Annotated in this window: 15 protein-coding genes; 3 read left to right on the top strand and 12 right to left on the bottom strand. The window is 42.8% G+C overall.

Going from position 1 to position 16,765, the window contains the following annotated elements:
• Positions 1-439 precede the first annotated feature (439 nt).
• Positions 440-556: a stressosome-associated protein Prli42 gene (gene prli42, locus ACFODW_RS07775; RefSeq protein WP_390304967.1), complete on the top strand. Its 117-nt coding sequence runs from the start codon at positions 440-442 to the stop codon at positions 554-556.
• 91 nt (positions 557-647) lie between these two features.
• On the opposite strand, the gene ACFODW_RS07770 is transcribed toward prli42, so the two are convergent.
• The 10 genes from ACFODW_RS07770 to ACFODW_RS07725 form a co-directional block, all read right to left on the bottom strand.
• On the bottom strand, positions 648-1,625 hold the full coding sequence (locus tag ACFODW_RS07770) for an aromatic acid exporter family protein (RefSeq protein ID WP_390304965.1): 978 nt from the start codon (positions 1,623-1,625) through the stop codon (positions 648-650).
• 128 nt (positions 1,626-1,753) lie between these two features.
• On the bottom strand, positions 1,754-2,185 hold the full coding sequence (locus tag ACFODW_RS07765) for a BrxA/BrxB family bacilliredoxin (protein WP_390304963.1): 432 nt from the start codon (positions 2,183-2,185) through the stop codon (positions 1,754-1,756).
• 87 nt (positions 2,186-2,272) lie between these two features.
• Positions 2,273-3,538 carry a dihydrolipoamide acetyltransferase family protein gene (locus ACFODW_RS07760; RefSeq protein WP_390304961.1) on the bottom strand — a complete coding sequence of 422 codons (1,266 nt, stop codon included), beginning with the start codon at positions 3,536-3,538 and terminating at the stop codon, positions 2,273-2,275.
• Between the two features lie 113 nt (positions 3,539-3,651).
• A complete protein-coding gene (locus tag ACFODW_RS07755; protein ID WP_390304959.1) occupies positions 3,652-4,635 on the bottom strand; it encodes an alpha-ketoacid dehydrogenase subunit beta in 984 nt (327 codons plus the stop codon).
• A 14-nt stretch (positions 4,636-4,649) separates the two neighbouring features.
• Positions 4,650-5,642: a thiamine pyrophosphate-dependent dehydrogenase E1 component subunit alpha gene (locus tag ACFODW_RS07750; RefSeq protein ID WP_390304957.1), complete on the bottom strand. Its 993-nt coding sequence runs from the start codon at positions 5,640-5,642 to the stop codon at positions 4,650-4,652.
• A gap of 21 nt (positions 5,643-5,663) precedes the next feature.
• The gene (lpdA, locus tag ACFODW_RS07745; protein WP_390304955.1) at positions 5,664-7,085 is read right to left on the bottom strand and encodes a dihydrolipoyl dehydrogenase; all 1,422 of its coding nucleotides are present in this window, start codon (positions 7,083-7,085) and stop codon (positions 5,664-5,666) included.
• Between the two features lie 27 nt (positions 7,086-7,112).
• Entirely contained in the window at positions 7,113-8,195 is a 1,083-nt protein-coding gene (gene buk, locus ACFODW_RS07740; protein ID WP_390304953.1) for a butyrate kinase, read from the bottom strand.
• Positions 8,196-8,209: 14 nt separating this feature from the next.
• On the bottom strand, positions 8,210-9,316 hold the full coding sequence (locus ACFODW_RS07735; protein WP_390304951.1) for a Glu/Leu/Phe/Val family dehydrogenase: 1,107 nt from the start codon (positions 9,314-9,316) through the stop codon (positions 8,210-8,212).
• Positions 9,317-9,328: 12 nt separating this feature from the next.
• Positions 9,329-10,234, bottom strand: coding sequence for a bifunctional enoyl-CoA hydratase/phosphate acetyltransferase (locus ACFODW_RS07730; protein WP_390304949.1), 906 nt, complete (start codon positions 10,232-10,234; stop codon positions 9,329-9,331).
• Positions 10,235-10,344: 110 nt separating this feature from the next.
• Complete coding sequence (locus tag ACFODW_RS07725) at positions 10,345-12,405, bottom strand: sigma 54-interacting transcriptional regulator (RefSeq protein WP_390304947.1); 2,061 nt, start codon at positions 12,403-12,405, stop codon at positions 10,345-10,347.
• Positions 12,406-12,539: 134 nt separating this feature from the next.
• Between ACFODW_RS07725 and ACFODW_RS07720 the strand changes: the two genes are divergently transcribed.
• Both ACFODW_RS07720 and ACFODW_RS07715 read left to right on the top strand, forming a co-directional pair.
• Positions 12,540-12,770, top strand: coding sequence for a DUF2627 family protein (locus ACFODW_RS07720; RefSeq protein ID WP_390304945.1), 231 nt, complete (start codon positions 12,540-12,542; stop codon positions 12,768-12,770).
• A gap of 92 nt (positions 12,771-12,862) precedes the next feature.
• Complete coding sequence (locus ACFODW_RS07715; RefSeq protein WP_390304943.1) at positions 12,863-14,209, top strand: aspartate kinase; 1,347 nt, start codon at positions 12,863-12,865, stop codon at positions 14,207-14,209.
• A gap of 76 nt (positions 14,210-14,285) precedes the next feature.
• On the opposite strand, the gene spo0A is transcribed toward ACFODW_RS07715, so the two are convergent.
• Together spo0A and spoIVB are read right to left on the bottom strand one after the other, a co-directional pair.
• Positions 14,286-15,065 (bottom strand): sporulation transcription factor Spo0A, encoded by a 780-nt coding sequence (gene spo0A / locus ACFODW_RS07710; RefSeq protein WP_390305226.1) that lies wholly within the window; start codon positions 15,063-15,065, stop codon positions 14,286-14,288.
• A 276-nt stretch (positions 15,066-15,341) separates the two neighbouring features.
• On the bottom strand, positions 15,342-16,625 hold the full coding sequence (gene spoIVB, locus ACFODW_RS07705) for a SpoIVB peptidase (RefSeq protein WP_390304941.1): 1,284 nt from the start codon (positions 16,623-16,625) through the stop codon (positions 15,342-15,344).
• Positions 16,626-16,765 lie beyond the last annotated feature (140 nt).

Here is a 16,765-nt window from a genome sequence, read left to right as displayed (position 1 = left end):
ATAAGTGAACAATATCCACTACAGTAGCATAAACCCTGATTCTCTCCAGAATATACGGATTTAGATTTGCTCTGATCAAGGAAAATGAACGTGTTGATTGATTCGTAAGCGCTGTCAAAATTGGCATACTAATGGCTGGTCCATTTTCTGCTGTATTCATTGTGTGTAAGGGTGTCCCTAGATGTCCAAGTTCATGTATATAGCACTTCTATATCCGAGGAAGTAGTAAATGGGGGTTAACTATGGAAACACTCAATAGACAGGTTATTCTAAATTATCTTTTTGCACTTTGTTCTTCTTAGCAGGATTTACTCATCCCCTTAGTATTGATACATAAAATTCATCATTAATTCTCATGTTAAATATTTCTTCCTACTTGTCCATTATTAATTTTAAAGTTAAAATACAAATAGCAGATGGGTAAAAGGGGGTTTTTACTATGGCAGCTAAGCCTAAAAAGTCCAAACGTGAACGCAGGGTTAAATTCATGGTATATATTATGATCATTGCAATGCTACTTTCCACATTCACATATGCATTTTCATTATTCATCTAAACGAAGGATGGCTTGGGCATACACGTCCCAGTCATCCTTCTGTACTGTTCCGTAGCCTAAGATGGCAAGGATGGCACGTACCGGAGCATGCTTACCCTCTTACTATTTTCTTCCCCGTGCTTACATCGCTCTTTTTGTATTTTTTCTTCAACAACAAGTAATCTTCTATCTCATGCAGAAGTCTGAAAAGGTTCGCCCTTATTTCAAACTCTTCCCTCGTTGTTGGAAGATCCTCATCGGCAAATTCCTGTTTAAGTTCGTCAAGCTCTTTCAAAAAAATAGAAGCCCTGTTTGCCGGAGTTACATTTTCGGCTAATTTTTCAAAAAATGAAGCGACCTTTTCGGAAGTAATCACCTTATTTGGCAGTTTTGTAACCAATGGCAGCATACGCTGCAGGAGTTCGAACTGCCTTGCCCTCATCCGGAAATACTCCCTATAGGGATGCTCACTCCTCAACAGGTGATTTTCTTTGTCACGTTCTACCAGATCCCAAGCTTCCTCCAGGAGCTTCTCCGTTTCGGTTATCTCCTTACCATCCCAATCGATATCTTTATTGCGGACATAGAGGGCTATTTCATGCAGAATGACTTGGAAATTTTTCTCGAGCTGCTTCTGCTTCTCGTTCAGTTCATTATCCAGACTCGGCATATATACATTCAGGACTAAAGCAGTCCCAATACCAATAAATATCAAAAGAAGCTGGTCCAGGACGAAATCATACGTCATAGCATTACTTGCATAGAGATTTAATATGATGACAGAACTCGTCGCAATACCGGGAGTTACTCGGAAATAAACGGTAGTCGGAATAAATGCCAGCAGCATAAGCCCTACTGATATAGGATTATAGCCCAGAACTTCAAAGAAAACATAAGAGAATACAATGGCTAACAAACATGCCAACAAGCGGTGCCATGCACTCAAATAAGAACGTTTCCTCGAAGGCTGAATACATAGAATTGTCAATATACCGGCCGAAACAAAGTTTGAGACACCAAATAATTGAGCAATGGTAATAGCTATAGGTGTCCCTGCTGCAGTCTTAATTGTCCGGTATCCGATCTTCACATTAATATCTCCTTCATCCAAAATAGCTGTTTATAAAAAGGAGGCCGCCTCACTAGTTAGAGGCAGCCTCCTGGTAATGGTATATCCGGGGCATCTGCCAGCCCTTCGTTGATTAAACCACTTTTATTTTACAATTCTTCACAATGCTCATCGTAAAGTTTCTGAAGTTGGCCTACAACATCCATTGTAGAATGGCCTTCTATATCATGACGTTCCAGCATGGTTACAATCTTTCCATCCTTCAACAGTGCAAAAGATGGTGAGGAAGGCGGATACCCTTCAAAATATTCCCGCGCCCTTTCCGTTGCTTCGCGGTCCTGTCCAGCAAATACGGTGACAAGATGTTCCGGGCGCTTATCGAAATGTATGGAATTGGCGGCGGCCGGACGAGCTACGCCTCCTGCACACCCGCATGTGGAGTTAACCATAACAAGAGTAGTTCCTTCGCGTTTGAAGGCTTGGTCCACTTCTTCAGGTGTAGTAAGTTCTTCAAAGCCGGCTTCCTGAATATCCTTGCGCGCTGCGTCCACTATGTCATTCATGAACAAATTAAAATCCATAGGACAAATCCCCTTTTATTAGACTGGTGTTCTTATTGTATAGCTTAACAAGTTTAACCTTGTTTTTCAATTAAATGACAATATCCACTAATAGAGACTGGTAGAATTCTCGTTTATGTTCTCAATTATTTCTTTCACCCTGTTCAAAAAACGTCCGCATATAAGGCCATCCAAGATGCGATGGTCAAGTGACAATGAGAGATTCACCATGTCCCTGGCTGCAAACATATCATCTATGATAACCGGCCTCTTTACAATCGACTCTACTTGAAGAATAGCTGCCTGTGGGTGATTAATAACACCCATGGAGGAAATAGAACCAAAAGACCCAGTATTGTTTACCGTAAAGGTGCCGCCTTGCATATCTTCTGAAGCCAGTTTTCCTGCACGCGCTTTGCCGGCAAGATCATGAATTTCCCTTGCAATTCCTTTAATACTTAGTTCATCAGCATGCTTTATGACCGGCACGAAGAGTTCCTCGTCTTTGGCGACTGCGATGGATAAATTAATGTCTTTCCGTTGGATGATCTTATCTTCCGCCCAAGTGCTGTTAAGTTGAGGGAACTCCTTGAGCGCCTGTGCAACAGCCTTCACAAAGAATGCAAAGAAAGTGAGACTATACCCTTCATTTTGTTTGAATTCTTCTTTGTTTTTGTTCCGGAATCGGACCATTTCCGTAGCATCCACTTCTACAGTCATCCAGGCATGAGGGATCTCCTGGGTAGATCGTGTCATATTCTGAGCGATTGCCTTTCTTACCCCGGTAACAGGTATCTCAATATCACCATGCCCAGCTTTCTGGGGGGAATCTACACCCTTAGGTTTCCGGGCCATAGAGGCATCCTCCTGCTCAGCAATCCCAGGGTCCACCTGTTTATCTTTGGAGACGCTCGTCTCAGAAATTACTTTTTCCATATCTTTCCGAGTAATTCTCCCCTGCCTTCCGGTCCCTTCCACTTGTTCCAAGTCTATATTGTTTTCTTGAGCAAGTCGAAGAACAGCAGGGGAATAGCGCTTTTTCATCGATTTCCCTTCATCAGTTGCGGACCTCTCCTCCGGTTGTTTTTCTCGCGTTTCACCTGCGGACCCAGACGGATTATCTGTGTTTTGCCCTTCTGTATCTATGTAGCATATCAGGTCCCCAACCTCAATGGTATCTCCTTCCTGAGCAACAAGCTCTTTAATTATACCGGAATAAGAAGAAGGTACTTCAGCATTTACCTTATCGGTCATCACCTCGGCAATCGGGTCATATTTGTTCACCTTATCCCCAGCCTGAATGAGCCAACTGCTGATTGTTCCCTCTGTCACACTTTCTCCTAATTGAGGCATAGTAATTTTTTCTGTAGGCATTTCGTTCCTCCTTTTAATGCTCAGTGCCAGCCGCCGGAGCGACTCGTTTCACTGAAAACTTTAGATTCACCATCCTCCTGGACACATTACAATTGAAGAATAGGGCGGCTCTTCTAGAATTCGGCTAGATCCCTGATTGCCGCCTCCACTTTATCCGGATTTATCATGAAATATTTTTCCATCGGAGGGGCGTATGGCATAGCTGGCACATCTGGCCCGGCAAGCCTACGGATTGGCGCATCCAAGTCAAACAGGCAGTTTTCGGCAATGATGGCTGAAGCCTCTCCTATTATACTTCCTTCTTTGTTATCTTCGGTGATCAGCAGCACCTTGCCTGTTTTCTTTGCTGCAGTTATGACAGCCTCTTTATCCATAGGGTAAACGGTACGTAAGTCGAGGATATGAACATCTATCCCTTCCTCAGCCAGTTTCTCTGCAGCCTGCATTGCAAAGTGTACAGCCAGGCCGTATGTGATAACTGTCACGTCGCTTCCATCCCTCTTTATATCAGCCTTGCCGATCGGGAGAACATAATCTTCTTCAGGAACTTCTCCTTTAAGAAGACGGTAGGCACGTTTATGCTCAAAGAATAATACCGGATCGTTATCGCGAATAGACGCCTTCAATAGCCCCTTCACATCATACGGTGTTGAAGGCATAACAATCTTTAGGCCGGGCTGATTGGCAAAAATCGCTTCTACGGACTGGGAATGATAAAGGGCTCCATGAACGCCTCCTCCGTATGGAGCTCGAATAGTGATTGGGACATTCCAGTCATTATTAGAGCGATACCTCATTTTAGCAGCTTCAGAAATAATCTGATTGACAGCAGGCATAATAAAGTCGGCGAACTGCATCTCTGCTACAGGACGCATCCCATACATAGCCGCTCCGATTCCTACCCCAGCAATGGCAGACTCTGCAAGAGGGGTGTCCAGGACCCGTGCTTCGCCAAATTCTTCATAAAGCCCATCCGTCGCCCGGAAGACTCCCCCTTTTTTCCCTACATCTTCGCCGAGGACAAATACTTTCTCATCACGTTGCATTTCTTCCCGTAAAGCAGCAGTTACTGCCTGAATATAAGACATTACCGGCATTTTCTGTCTCCTCCCTACTGTTCATATACAAAATTCAGAGCAGATTCCGCTTCTGCATATGGTGCATCTTCCGCATAGTCTGTCGCTTCATCCACCATACTTTTTATATTATCCAGAATCCCTTCCTCAATTTCGTTCGTCAATATTCCATGTTCAGTCAGATATGCAGCAAATGTGATTAAGGAATCCTTCTTCTTTGCTTCCTCCACTTCTTTGCTCTCCCTATATGTTCGGTCGTCATCATCACTAGAATGAGCAGTAAAACGGTAGGTGACAGCTTCAATCAGCGAAGGGCCCTCGCCTTTAACAGCTCGATCCCTCGCTTTTTTGACCGCTTCATATACGGATAGAGGATCGTTGCCATCTACCTTTATTCCAGGCATTCCATAACTGCCGGCCCGTTCTGCTACACTATTGCTTGCAATCTGCTTCTCAACAGGTACCGATATCGCATACTGATTATTCTCTACCATTGTAATTACAGGGAGTTTATGCACTCCTGCAAAATTCAAACCTTCATGGAAATCCCCTTGGTTGGAGGACCCTTCTCCAAGTGTGGCAAAAGATACAATCTCTTTATTTTCCATTTTTGCTGCCAATGCCACACCTACTGCATGTGGTACCTGAGTGGTTACCGGTGAAGACCCAGAAAGAATCCTGTTTTTCTTGTGGCCAAAATGTCCAGGCATCTGTCTGCCGCCAGAGTTAGGATCTTCTGCTTTAGCAAAGCTGGAGAGCATTAGTTCCTTCGCTGTCATACCAAAAGCCAACACTACACCCATATCACGGTAATAAGGAGCCACATAATCTTGCTCTCTGTCCAGTGCGAAAGATGCACCAATCTGTGCAGCCTCCTGTCCTTGGCAGGAAATAACAAATGGTATCTTTCCTGCACGATTCAACAGCCATAATCTTTCATCTAATTTTCTGGCCAGAAGCATCGTCTTATACATCTCAAGAACCGTTTCATCTGTTAAACCTAAGGATATATGTCGAGCTGTTGCCATTTTCGAAAACCTCCTTGTATATCAACCATGAATTTCCATACCGTCAACAGCCAGCGCTGCTTCCCCTATCACTTCGGCAAGGGTTGGGTGGGGGTGGATAGCAGAGCCTACTTCCCATGGTGTAGCGTCCACTATTTTTGCAAGGCTTGCTTCTGAAATCATATCCGTCACGTGGGGTCCAACCATGTGAACCCCTAGAATGTCGTCGGTCGCTTTGTCAGCAATAATTTTTACAAAGCCATCTGTATCGCCGTGGACCAATGCTTTTCCTACAGCCTTAAATGGAAACCTTCCTATCTTAATATCAAACCCTTGGTCTCTGGCCTGTTTCTCCGTCAAACCTATACTTGCCGCTTCCGGATGAGAATAGATGCAGGAGGGAACCTGACTGTAATCGATTGGCAAGGGGGCCTTTCCAGCCATATGCTCTACAGCTGTGATTCCTTCATGGGATGCAGCATGGGCTAATTGCATCCCGCCAATCACATCACCAATCGCATAAATATGTGACTCTTTTGTTTGATAATATTGATTAGTTTCTATGAATCCTTTCTCTATTTGGATATCGGTATTTTCCAGGCCGATATTGGAAGTGTTCGCTTTCCTGCCAACAGATATCAGCATTTTCTCCGATTGGAATAAATTTGTAACCCCCTCTTTTTCTGCCTCTACGGAGACACCATCCTTGATTTGAAGTGTCTCCGGAAGAACCTTGCTTCCTGTTACAAAAGTGACTCCTTTTCTTGTTAACTGCTTTTCTATTTCCTTGGCCACTTCCTCATCTTCAGATGGCAAAATTCGGTCTAAGTATTCTAATACAGTCACATTGACTCCGAAATCGCAGAGCATGGATGCCCATTCAATACCGATAACTCCACCGCCTACTACCAATATCGATTCAGGGAGTTCTTCCATGGACAGAGCTTCATCAGAAGTCATCACATGAACTCCATCGACAGATATTCCGGAGAGTATGTTAGGACGGGAGCCCGTGGCAATCAATACATTCTTCGGAACAATCATGGTATTTTCTTCTCCATTGTCATACTCGATTGAGATTGTCCCCGGTATAGGTGAAAAAATGCTTGGACCCAATATACGGCCAAATCCTTGGAAAACATCAATTTTCCCCTTTTTCATCAGGGCCTTTACTCCATTGTGAAGAGTATCTACAATCTTTTGCTTGCGCTGCTGTACCCGGTCGAAATTCAGTGAAGCGGCTCCTGTTTCCACACCATACTCATCAGCTTTTTTAGTTTGCCTGAGCACCTCGGCACTGCGCAACAATGCTTTTGAAGGGATACAGCCCCTATGCAGGCAGGTACCCCCCAGGTCTCCCTTTTCCACTACCGCTACTTGCATCCCAAGCTGGGAAGCTCGGATGGCAGCAACATATCCTCCGGTACCTCCTCCAAGTACGACGAGATCATAGTCTTTTGTCATATGTAGTAAACTCCTTTACCGATTTAATTATTCCGGATATACTTTTGCCTGCTCCTCCCCATGCAGGACCCTCAGGACCCCTTCATTAAGAGCCTCCAATTCATTTTCACCTGGATAAGTGAGTATATCTGCTATCCACTTCACCCTTTTAGTAATCAGATGGATCAGCAATTTGCTGTAAGCGAGGCCTCCTGTTAATACAATGGCATCTACTTTCCCTTCAAGTATGGCTGCCATTGCACCGATCTCCTTGGCTATTTGATAAGCCATTGCCTCATATACCTGCTTTGCCAGCCTATCTCCATTCTCTATCCGTTTTTCCACTTCCATAGCATCATTTGTCTGAAGATAGGCCATTAACCCTCCTTCACCCACCAGTTTTTTCATTACTTCATCCCGATACAGTTCTCCAGAGAAGCATAGTTGGACTAGATCCCCTGCAGGCACTGTTCCAGCTCTCTCAGGTGAGAATGGGCCATCTCCATGCAGGCCGTTATTAACATCGATAACTCTTCCATACCGGTGGGCCCCTGTAGTGATGCCTCCTCCCATATGGGTAACTATCATAGATGCATCCTCATAAGCTGTACCCAGCTCCGCCGCAGCCTTTCTGGCCACTGCCTTATGATTCAAAGCATGGAAAATACTCTTGCGCGGAATATCCGGAAATCCAGAGAACCGAGCGATATCCTCCAGCTCATCCACCACGACGGGATCTACAATAAATGCAGGAATATTTAAACCAAACGCAATCTCATGCGAAAGGATCCCACCCAAATTGGAAGCGTGTTCTCCATTTAAGCCGATCTTCAAATCATGCAGCATGGATTCATTGACTGCATAAGTACCACCCTCGATCGGCTTCAGCAGACCTCCGCGTCCGCACACCGCATTTAACTTGGATATGTTGATGCCTTCATAGTCCAAGTTTTCCAAAATGACATTTTTACGAAAGTCATACTGGTCAATGATACGGTTAAATTGGTTTAATTCCTGGGGGTCATGCCGGATCGTTTTCTGAAAAACACAGATGTCTTCATCAAAAACACCTATCTTTGTGGAAGTGGAGCCAGGATTGATGACGAGTACCCTGTTACTTCTCCGCACCATACAAACCTCCATTACTATCTATTATTAAATTTCCTGCTCAAAATATGGTGATTGTTGAGCAGAAACTGATTCCTGGATTTCCTGACCGATTGGATTCTCTCTTCAGCCATACGATCTGCCGCAATGTTCGTTGGAATATTATCCCGTTCTGAAATTTCGAAGACTCTGGTGAGGCTGTCATAAATGGTCTCTACCTTCTTCATAGCCCTTTCTGGATTATAGCCCTGAAGCTCATCGGCCACATTAATGACACCGCCAGAATTTATTACATAATCAGGAGCATAAATTATACCCTTTTCATGAATAATTCTCCCATGTTCGGAATTTTTAAGCTGATTATTGGCAGAACCGGCAATCACTTTAGCTTTCAGCTTTGATATTGTATCATCATTTATGGTTGCGCCCAGGGCACATGGAGCATAAATGTCGCAATCCAACTCATAAATATCCTGTGGATCTACTGCCTTGGCCCCAAATGCCTCAACCGCACGATTTACTGCTTCCTTATTAATGTCGGTGACAATTAAATTTGCGCCTTCTTCATAAAGGAATTCACAAAGTTTGTAAGCTACATTCCCTATCCCCTGTACTGCGACCGTCCTCCCTTGAAGAGAGTCGTCCCCATAGGCGGCTTTGGCAGCAGCTTTCATCCCTTTATATACACCATAAGCAGTGACAGGCGAAGGGTTGCCAGAAGAACCGGATGTTTTGGAGACGCCCGTTACATAGTCCGTTTCCAAGTGGATAAGATCCATATCTTCTTCGGTGGTCCCTACATCCTCTGCTGTAATATACCTGCCATTCAGCCCCTGGATATACCGGCCGAAAGCCCTGAACATTTCCGGATTTTTATCCGTTTTAGGATTCCCTATTATAACTGTTTTACCGCCTCCCAAATCGAGACCAGCTGCAGCATTCTTATATGTCATTCCCTTAGCCAGCCGCAAGGCGTCTTCAACAGCCTCTTCTTCCGACTGATATGTCCACATCCTAGTCCCGCCAAGCGCAGGTCCCAGAGTAGTGTCGTGGATTGCAATAATAGCTTTCAACCCAGAATTTTTATCTTGGCAGAACACTAATTGCTCATAATCAAATTTTTCCATGTAACTGAATATCTCCATCATTATTGCCTCCTATGTTTTGTTGGCGACCGCCAAACCTAACGTTAACGAATGTAATTTACTATCAGCAGAATCCGCCCGGGAAGTAAGCACAACGGGAGCTTTTGCTCCAGTGACGATTGATGCTACCTTTGCTCCACCCACATAAATGAACGATTTATAAAGCATATTACCAGCATCTATAGTTGGGACAACCAGTACATCTGCCATGCCGGCAACTTCTGAATCTATACCTTTCTGCTCTGCTGCTTTTCGTGAGATCGCTGCGTCAAAAGCTAGCGGACCGTCGATTATACAACCGGAGATCTGCCCTCGTCTATTCATTTGAGTCAACATTGCAGCATCCATCGTAGATTGCATCGACTCATTAACAGTTTCTACTGGAGCAAGTAAAGCAATCCTAGGAATGGGAATCCCAATCGCTTTGGCTGCTTCCTTAGCATTTTGGATGATGTGCTGTTTTTCTTTCAAATTTGGTTGGATATTCAAGGCAGCATCACTTAAAAGTACTAGTCGATCTAAGGCAGGAATTTCAAACAATGCCAAATGGGACAGTATCTTTCCAGTCCTCAAGCCGGCATCCTTATCCAATACTGCACTCAATAAATTTTTAGTTGGCAGATTACCCTTCATTACTAATTCAGCTTCCCGGTTTTTCACGGCAGCCACAGCTTCTCTTGCAGCCTTATCAGTATCGGCCATATGCCTTATTTCAAGACCTGGCTGCATAACATCCAACCCTGCATGTAGAGCAGCGGCTGAGATATCTGTTTTATTACCTACCAGGATAAAATGGCATACCTGTTGATCCATGGCTGCCTTCACTGCAGCCAACACACTTGCATCTGCGGCGTTAGCGACAGCCACTGTCTTCTTATGAGATGGTATGATACTTTTCAGAGATGATAATGCCCTCATGTTCAACCCCTTCCCACTATTAACCAAGCAAAAAGCGTGCCAATAAAAATTAACTGTAAACGCTTCATTTTAAGGCTTCCTCCACATGAACTTTTTTTCATATATGCAATTTATTGCATGCTATTTTTATCTATGTTATATTTTTCCAACTTATAATATAGGTTGCGAATAGACACATTTAACTCTTTGGCAGTTTTCGTTTTATTATAGCCATTCCTTTTATATGCAGCCCGGATAAATTCACGTTCAAACTCCTCTGTGGCTTGTTGCAGCGTTCTCTCCTTCATATCTCCAACTTCCCTTGACATCCTCATGGAGGAACCGCCTCCCAGTGAGGGGAGATGTTCTTTCTTGATTACTTCCTCGCCGATGTCCATGTAGATCATCGCCCGTCCAATTACATTCTCCAATTCCCTTATATTCCCCGGCCAATGATATCTTTTCAAATAATCTAAGGCATCGTGCTCCAACCTATTGACACTTCTCCCGTAATCCTGGTTCATTTTCCGGATAGAATGCTCTGCTAGGGCAGGCAAATCAGTTACCCTTTCCCTAAGCGCAGGGATAAAGATAGGAAGACGGTTTAACCGATAATAAAGATCTTCGCGAAATGCCTTTGCCATTACAGCTTTCTCTAAATTAACATTTGTTGCGGCTATTATCCTTACGTCTAAGGAAATTGGTTCGGCCCCACCGACACGGACTATTTCATTTTCCTGTAAGACCCGAAGAAGTTTTGCCTGCATATTTAGGGAGAGCTCTCCTATTTCATCCAGAAAAATACTTCCCATGTTTGCTTCTTCAAATAAACCTTTCTTCCCGCCATGCTTTGCCCCTGAAAAAGCTCCTTCCTCATAGCCGAACAACTCACTTTCCAGAATGGATTCGGCAAGAGCAGCACAATTCACACGGATGAATTTATTATGCCTACGGTCACTCTCATTATGGATGGCATGTGCGAAGAGCTCTTTCCCGGTCCCCGATTCTCCTCGCAGAAGGACGGTTGCCGGGGTTTTCGCTCCAACCTTTGCCTGTTCAAGAGCAAGTTTCATTTCAGGCGAATTTCCAATGATATCGTTGAAAGAATATTTGGCTTCCAGATTACGGATGATTTGTCTGGCTCGCTGTAATTCTTTGGTTAATGATTGTATTTCCGACACATCATGTAGCACACCCACACTGCCTTTAATCTTTCCATCCACAATGATGGGAGCTACATTCACAACCACATCCTTCTTCGATGGCCCCAGTTTCATCCGTACCCCTCTCACCGGTCTCCTTGTTTTGAGCACTTTCATATGCATACTTTCGCCTTCAGAAATATCCGTGGTTGCGGGTTTTCCGATAATTTCTGATTCTTTGAGACCTGTGATTCTGGTATAAGCAGGATTGATCATCAATCCGTTTCCATGTTCATCAGCAACGCTTATTGCTTCATCAGAAGATTGGATAATAGCTTCCAGCATGGTCTTAATTTCTTTCAGATCCGTATTTTCTTCCGCTAAATTCACTACCTCCGTAATATCCTTAAAAACGGAAAAAGCACCGACAAGGTTATTCTCCGAATCAGCGAAAGGTATTCTGGTGGTTATGACCTTTTTCCCATTCCCTAGCAACAGTTTCTGATTAACTTCTTTCCTTTCACTGCGCAGAACCTGGGGAAGCCTGGTATTTGGAACGACTAGCTCAATATGTTTTCCTATAAAATCTTCCTTCTTAATATCCACTATTCTCTCCGCGCTTTTATTTACGAATTGTACGATTCCTTTATTATCAATGACAATCATTCCATCGCGGATATTGTTCAAAATTCGATCCTGGTTTCTCATTTGTGCTCTCAGTTGTTGGAATAATGACTCCTTCTCCTCAAACAACTCGGAAATGATATAAGCAACCGAACCCGGAATGACGACAGCATGACGGCCTCTTTTATGAATTAATTCATCAAGTACCCTTTCATCCCCGGTAGCTTCTACAATAATATCTGCTTCATTTATCCAGTTTGACCAATCACGGCCCGCTGTAATCCCATATTCCGCTGCAAGTTTTAGACCTGGAGCTTCCTCTCTGCTATCAACAATTGCAATTATATGCATTTTATTAGCAGCATGAAGGATCTTCAGCAGAGCTGTTCCCCCTTTGCCTGCACCAACAATAAGAACACGTTTCATAGCACCCCACCTTGCATGAATTTGCATGATTTCATCATACGATAACGTGCATGTCTTAGCAAGTAAAGCATTGTTTCTATATAAAACAATTTTTGTTATACTTATAAAAGTTTATAAATTAAAGAGGGATCATTATGGTCAGAATTGTGGCAATTGCTGTGTTGCTTATTCCCGGAATTATTGCCGCCATTGGGATTAAATTGATGAGAGATACATTATTCGATAGTGTGTATCCTATCTTTTTCCTTAGTAGTATCCAGTTTGTGGCAGGGCTAATTCTTTTTATAGTGGGTATTGGCTTTATTGCTGGCTTCGTTGTCCACCGGGATCGAAAAAGGCAGCAGAAAGATAAAGGATCGAAGTAAGATCGGAACAGCTTTACCCGGTCTTACTTAACACTCATTGGAAGCTGTGTTATGATAAAAAAATAAAAATATTCATTGTAGGGGGAAATTGAATGAAAGTCGCTAAATTTGGCGGCAGTTCTGTCGCTAATGCAGTACAGTTACAAAAAGTAGGAGATATTATCCGTTCGGATGCCGATCGGAAATTTGTGGTAGTTTCAGCACCGGGTAAAAGATATTCGGGTGATGAAAAGGTTACAGATATGCTCATTCAATTGGGAGATTCTTATAGGGATGGTAAAGACTATGACCAGCATATTGTAAAGGTAATGGACCGATTCAAGGAGATTGTCGATGATCTGGGCCTTCCTCAAAATATCCTGGATGATATTGAGGGAACAATTCAAGAAGTCCTAAGAAAAGATACCTCGATCGAGTTAAAGCTGGACGCTTTGAAAGCTGTAGGAGAAGACAGCTCGGCAAAAATCCTGAGTGCTTATCTGCAATCAGTCGGAGAAAATGCATCTTACATAAATCCTCAAGAAGCAGGGATCATTGTAAGCAATGACCCGGGAAATGCACATATATTGAAGGAAAGCTTTTCAAAGATCTATTCTTTAAGGGAAAAAGACGGAATTTTTGTCATTCCCGGATTTTTCGGTTATACAAAAGAAGGAGAGCTCATTACCTTTTCAAGGGGCGGATCAGATATCACCGGCGCGATTATAGCGGCCGGAGTAAAAGCTGATATGTATGAGAATTTCACAGATGTCGACTCTGTTTTTACGGTAAACCCTACGCTTGTGGACAACCCGAAAGAAATCACTACCTTAACGTATCGGGAAATGCGGGAACTTTCCTATGCAGGCTTCTCCGTTTTCCATGATGAAGCGCTGATACCTGCGTTTGAAAAAGGGATTCCTGTCTGTATCAAGAATACTAATAATCCGCAGGCACCAGGGACAAATATCGTGGCAGAGAAAAAAGAAAGTGATAAATGCGTGGTCGGCATTGCTAGTGACACCGGCTTTTGCAGCATCTATATAAGCAAATTCCTGATGAACAGGGAAGTTGGTTTTGGACGCAAGCTGTTTCAAATTCTGGAGGATGAAGAGGTTTCATTTGAGCACGCTCCATCAGGCATTGATGATATGTCCATTATTATCCGTGAAAGCCTTTTGACACCAGAAAAGGAAAAAAGGGTAATGGAACGGATGAAAAAAGAACTGCAGCCTGAGAAAATAGACATCCATCGGGATCTTGCTATGATCATGGTTGTAGGTGAAGGCTTAGTAAGCACGATCGGCATTGCTCAGCGGGCAACGACAGCTATCTCTACCGCCAATGTCAACATTGAAATGATTAACCAAGGTTCTTCGGAGGTTTCGATGATGTTCGGAATCGAGTCGGAAGGACTGCAAAGAGCACTTCAATCTTTGTATACTGCCTTTTTCGAATAAAATAGCAAAGGACTAAAAAATATTACTGTATATAGGTGGCCCACCCATGTACAGTAATATTTTTTGATTCCTCTGTTCAACTCGCCCTGTGTTCCAGCCGCAGCCTATCTGCCACCATTGCTATAAATTCGGAGTTGGTCGGTTTTGCCTTAGATACATTTACCGTATAACCGAACAAGGCGGAAATGGAATCAATGTTCCCTCGACTCCAGGCTACTTCAATTGCATGGCGTATAGCCCTTTCCACCCGGGAAGCAGTGGTATTGAATTTCTTTGCAATGTCCGGATATAGAACTTTTGTGACAGAACCGAGTAATTCGATATCATTATAAACCATAGTGATCGCCTCACGCAGATACATGTAACCCTTAATATGGGCCGGTACGCCTATCTCATGAATAATATTGGTGATGCTTGCTTCAATGTCCTTACCTTGTTTCTCTTTTCTAATTAAATTCCTTGAATTGGAAGGAGTAGCAGAATTGCCTTCAATTTGACGGATCTGATCGGCAAGATGACCCAAATCAAAAGGTTTTAATACAAAATAAGATGCCCCTAATGCCACCGCCTTCTTCATAACTTCTTCCTGGCCGAAAGCAGTGAGCATAATAACCTGAGGGGTTTTCTCCCTGTCTGATGATTTTAGGGTATTCAATACAGCCAGTCCGTCAATATGCGGCATAATTATATCCAGAATAACAACATCAGGCTGCAGATCCTCCAGCATATTCAAACAGTCCCTGCCATTATATGCAGTTCCAATCACTTCAATGTCCGATTGTTCCTCAAAATAATCCTCCATAAGTTGTACGAGCTCTTTATTGTCGTCAACAAGACAAACAGAAATTTTTTCCACCAAAAAAGTCCTCCCTTATCTAATACTGTCTTTTACCCATAGTATATATTCAACAAAAGATTTAAATATCCTTCATATTTTGGAAAAACATTGGTTTATTTTTATTTATCTTCCTTATACTTTAATTATCGAAGAATTACGCCATGATTTGCTATAAATATTGCAGTTTTGTCGAATAATATTTCATAAATGAAGTATAGCATAATTTTCCATATAAATGTTAAAAATTTTATAAAAAAGACTTGCGATGGAACTTAATCCAAAGCAAGTCTTAACTTAGCTGGCTTTCTCCTGATTGTATATATCCACTCCAGCCTCCTGCAGCATCCATTCGATATGGACACCATAACCAGAAGTGGGATCGTTTACAAACACATGTGTAACTGCACCTATTATTTTTCCGTTCTGGATGATCGGACTACCGCTCATTCCCTGTACAATTCCGCCAGTCTTATCCAATAATCTCTCATCACTGATCTGGATGACCATTCCTTTTGTAGCTGGAAACTTTTGAGGGACACTGCTTACTACTTCTACATCAAATTCCTCTACTTTTTCCCCCTCCAGCACAGTTAATATCTTTGCCGGCCCTTCTTCCACTTCATGGGAGAGAGCTACAGGCATTGGCTCGTCATAGTTTCCATTCTCAATCGGATTATTCAGTTCGCCAAAAATGCCAAACGGACTATTTTTTGTTATAGTTCCAATCCGGTTTTCCTTTAAGGAAAATTTCGCTTGCTTTTCACCGGGAGTGCCATTATTACCTTTCTCTATAGAGGTAACAGATGATCGAACAATTGTGCCATCATTAATTTCAATCGGTTTTTGGGTATCCATATCTGATATGACATGTCCAAGGGCGCCATAGTTATGGGACTTTGGGTCATAAAAAGTCATGGTACCTATACCTGCTGCTGAATCCCTTATATAAACACCAATTTTATAATCATTTTCCTTCTTATCAAGCACCGGTTCAAGTGTTGTATCAATGGTTTCATCTCCCCTTTTTAAGGTGACCTTGAGATTCTCCTGGTTTTTACCGGCTTCTTCTACAAGTGGTTTTACCTCTTCCATTGATTTGATCGGTTCTCCATTTATTTCAACAATCATGTCTCCGACTTTAATATCAGCCTCTTCTCCTGGAGAGGCTGTTCCATTAGGACCATTTACCAAATGGTGTCCTACCACTAGAACACCAAGTGTATTTAGTTGAACTCCAATGGATTGCCCGCCCGGGATTACCTCAACATCCTCTAGAACGGAAACATTAACTTTTTTGACAGGAAAACCTGCAACTTCGTAAAAGAGTTCGCTTTCTCCCGGCTCTTTAGCATAGAAGCCGGAACTATCTATAGCCTGTATACTGTCATCGGCTGTATTGAGTGAAGCGTTACCTCCAAATTCTGGCAACTCTACGGGGGTCTGTCCTTCAAAAGTAACAATATCCGTGGGTATTGAAATATATTTTTGAATAGGGGTAATGAAAGGAATTGCCAACAAGGCAATCAAAATAAGCATACCGGAGCATATTCGTAACTTATTTTCTTTATTCCAGTCCATTAATTCACTCTCCTCGCTCCTACCCCATACCACCATTTTTATTTCTGTACTTCTAATTTGACCTATTGGATGGCTTTTTAAACTGGTGAAACATAAGAAAGATGTTAAACCTTTCCAACATACATTCTGTAAATTTTTTA

This window comes from Virgibacillus sediminis (assembly GCF_042643265.1).
GTDB classification, from domain to species: domain Bacteria; phylum Bacillota; class Bacilli; order Bacillales; family Amphibacillaceae; genus Virgibacillus_O; species Virgibacillus_O sediminis.
The sequence above is the reverse complement of the archived record's forward strand: the minus strand, read 5'-3'. Positions and strand labels throughout refer to the sequence as shown.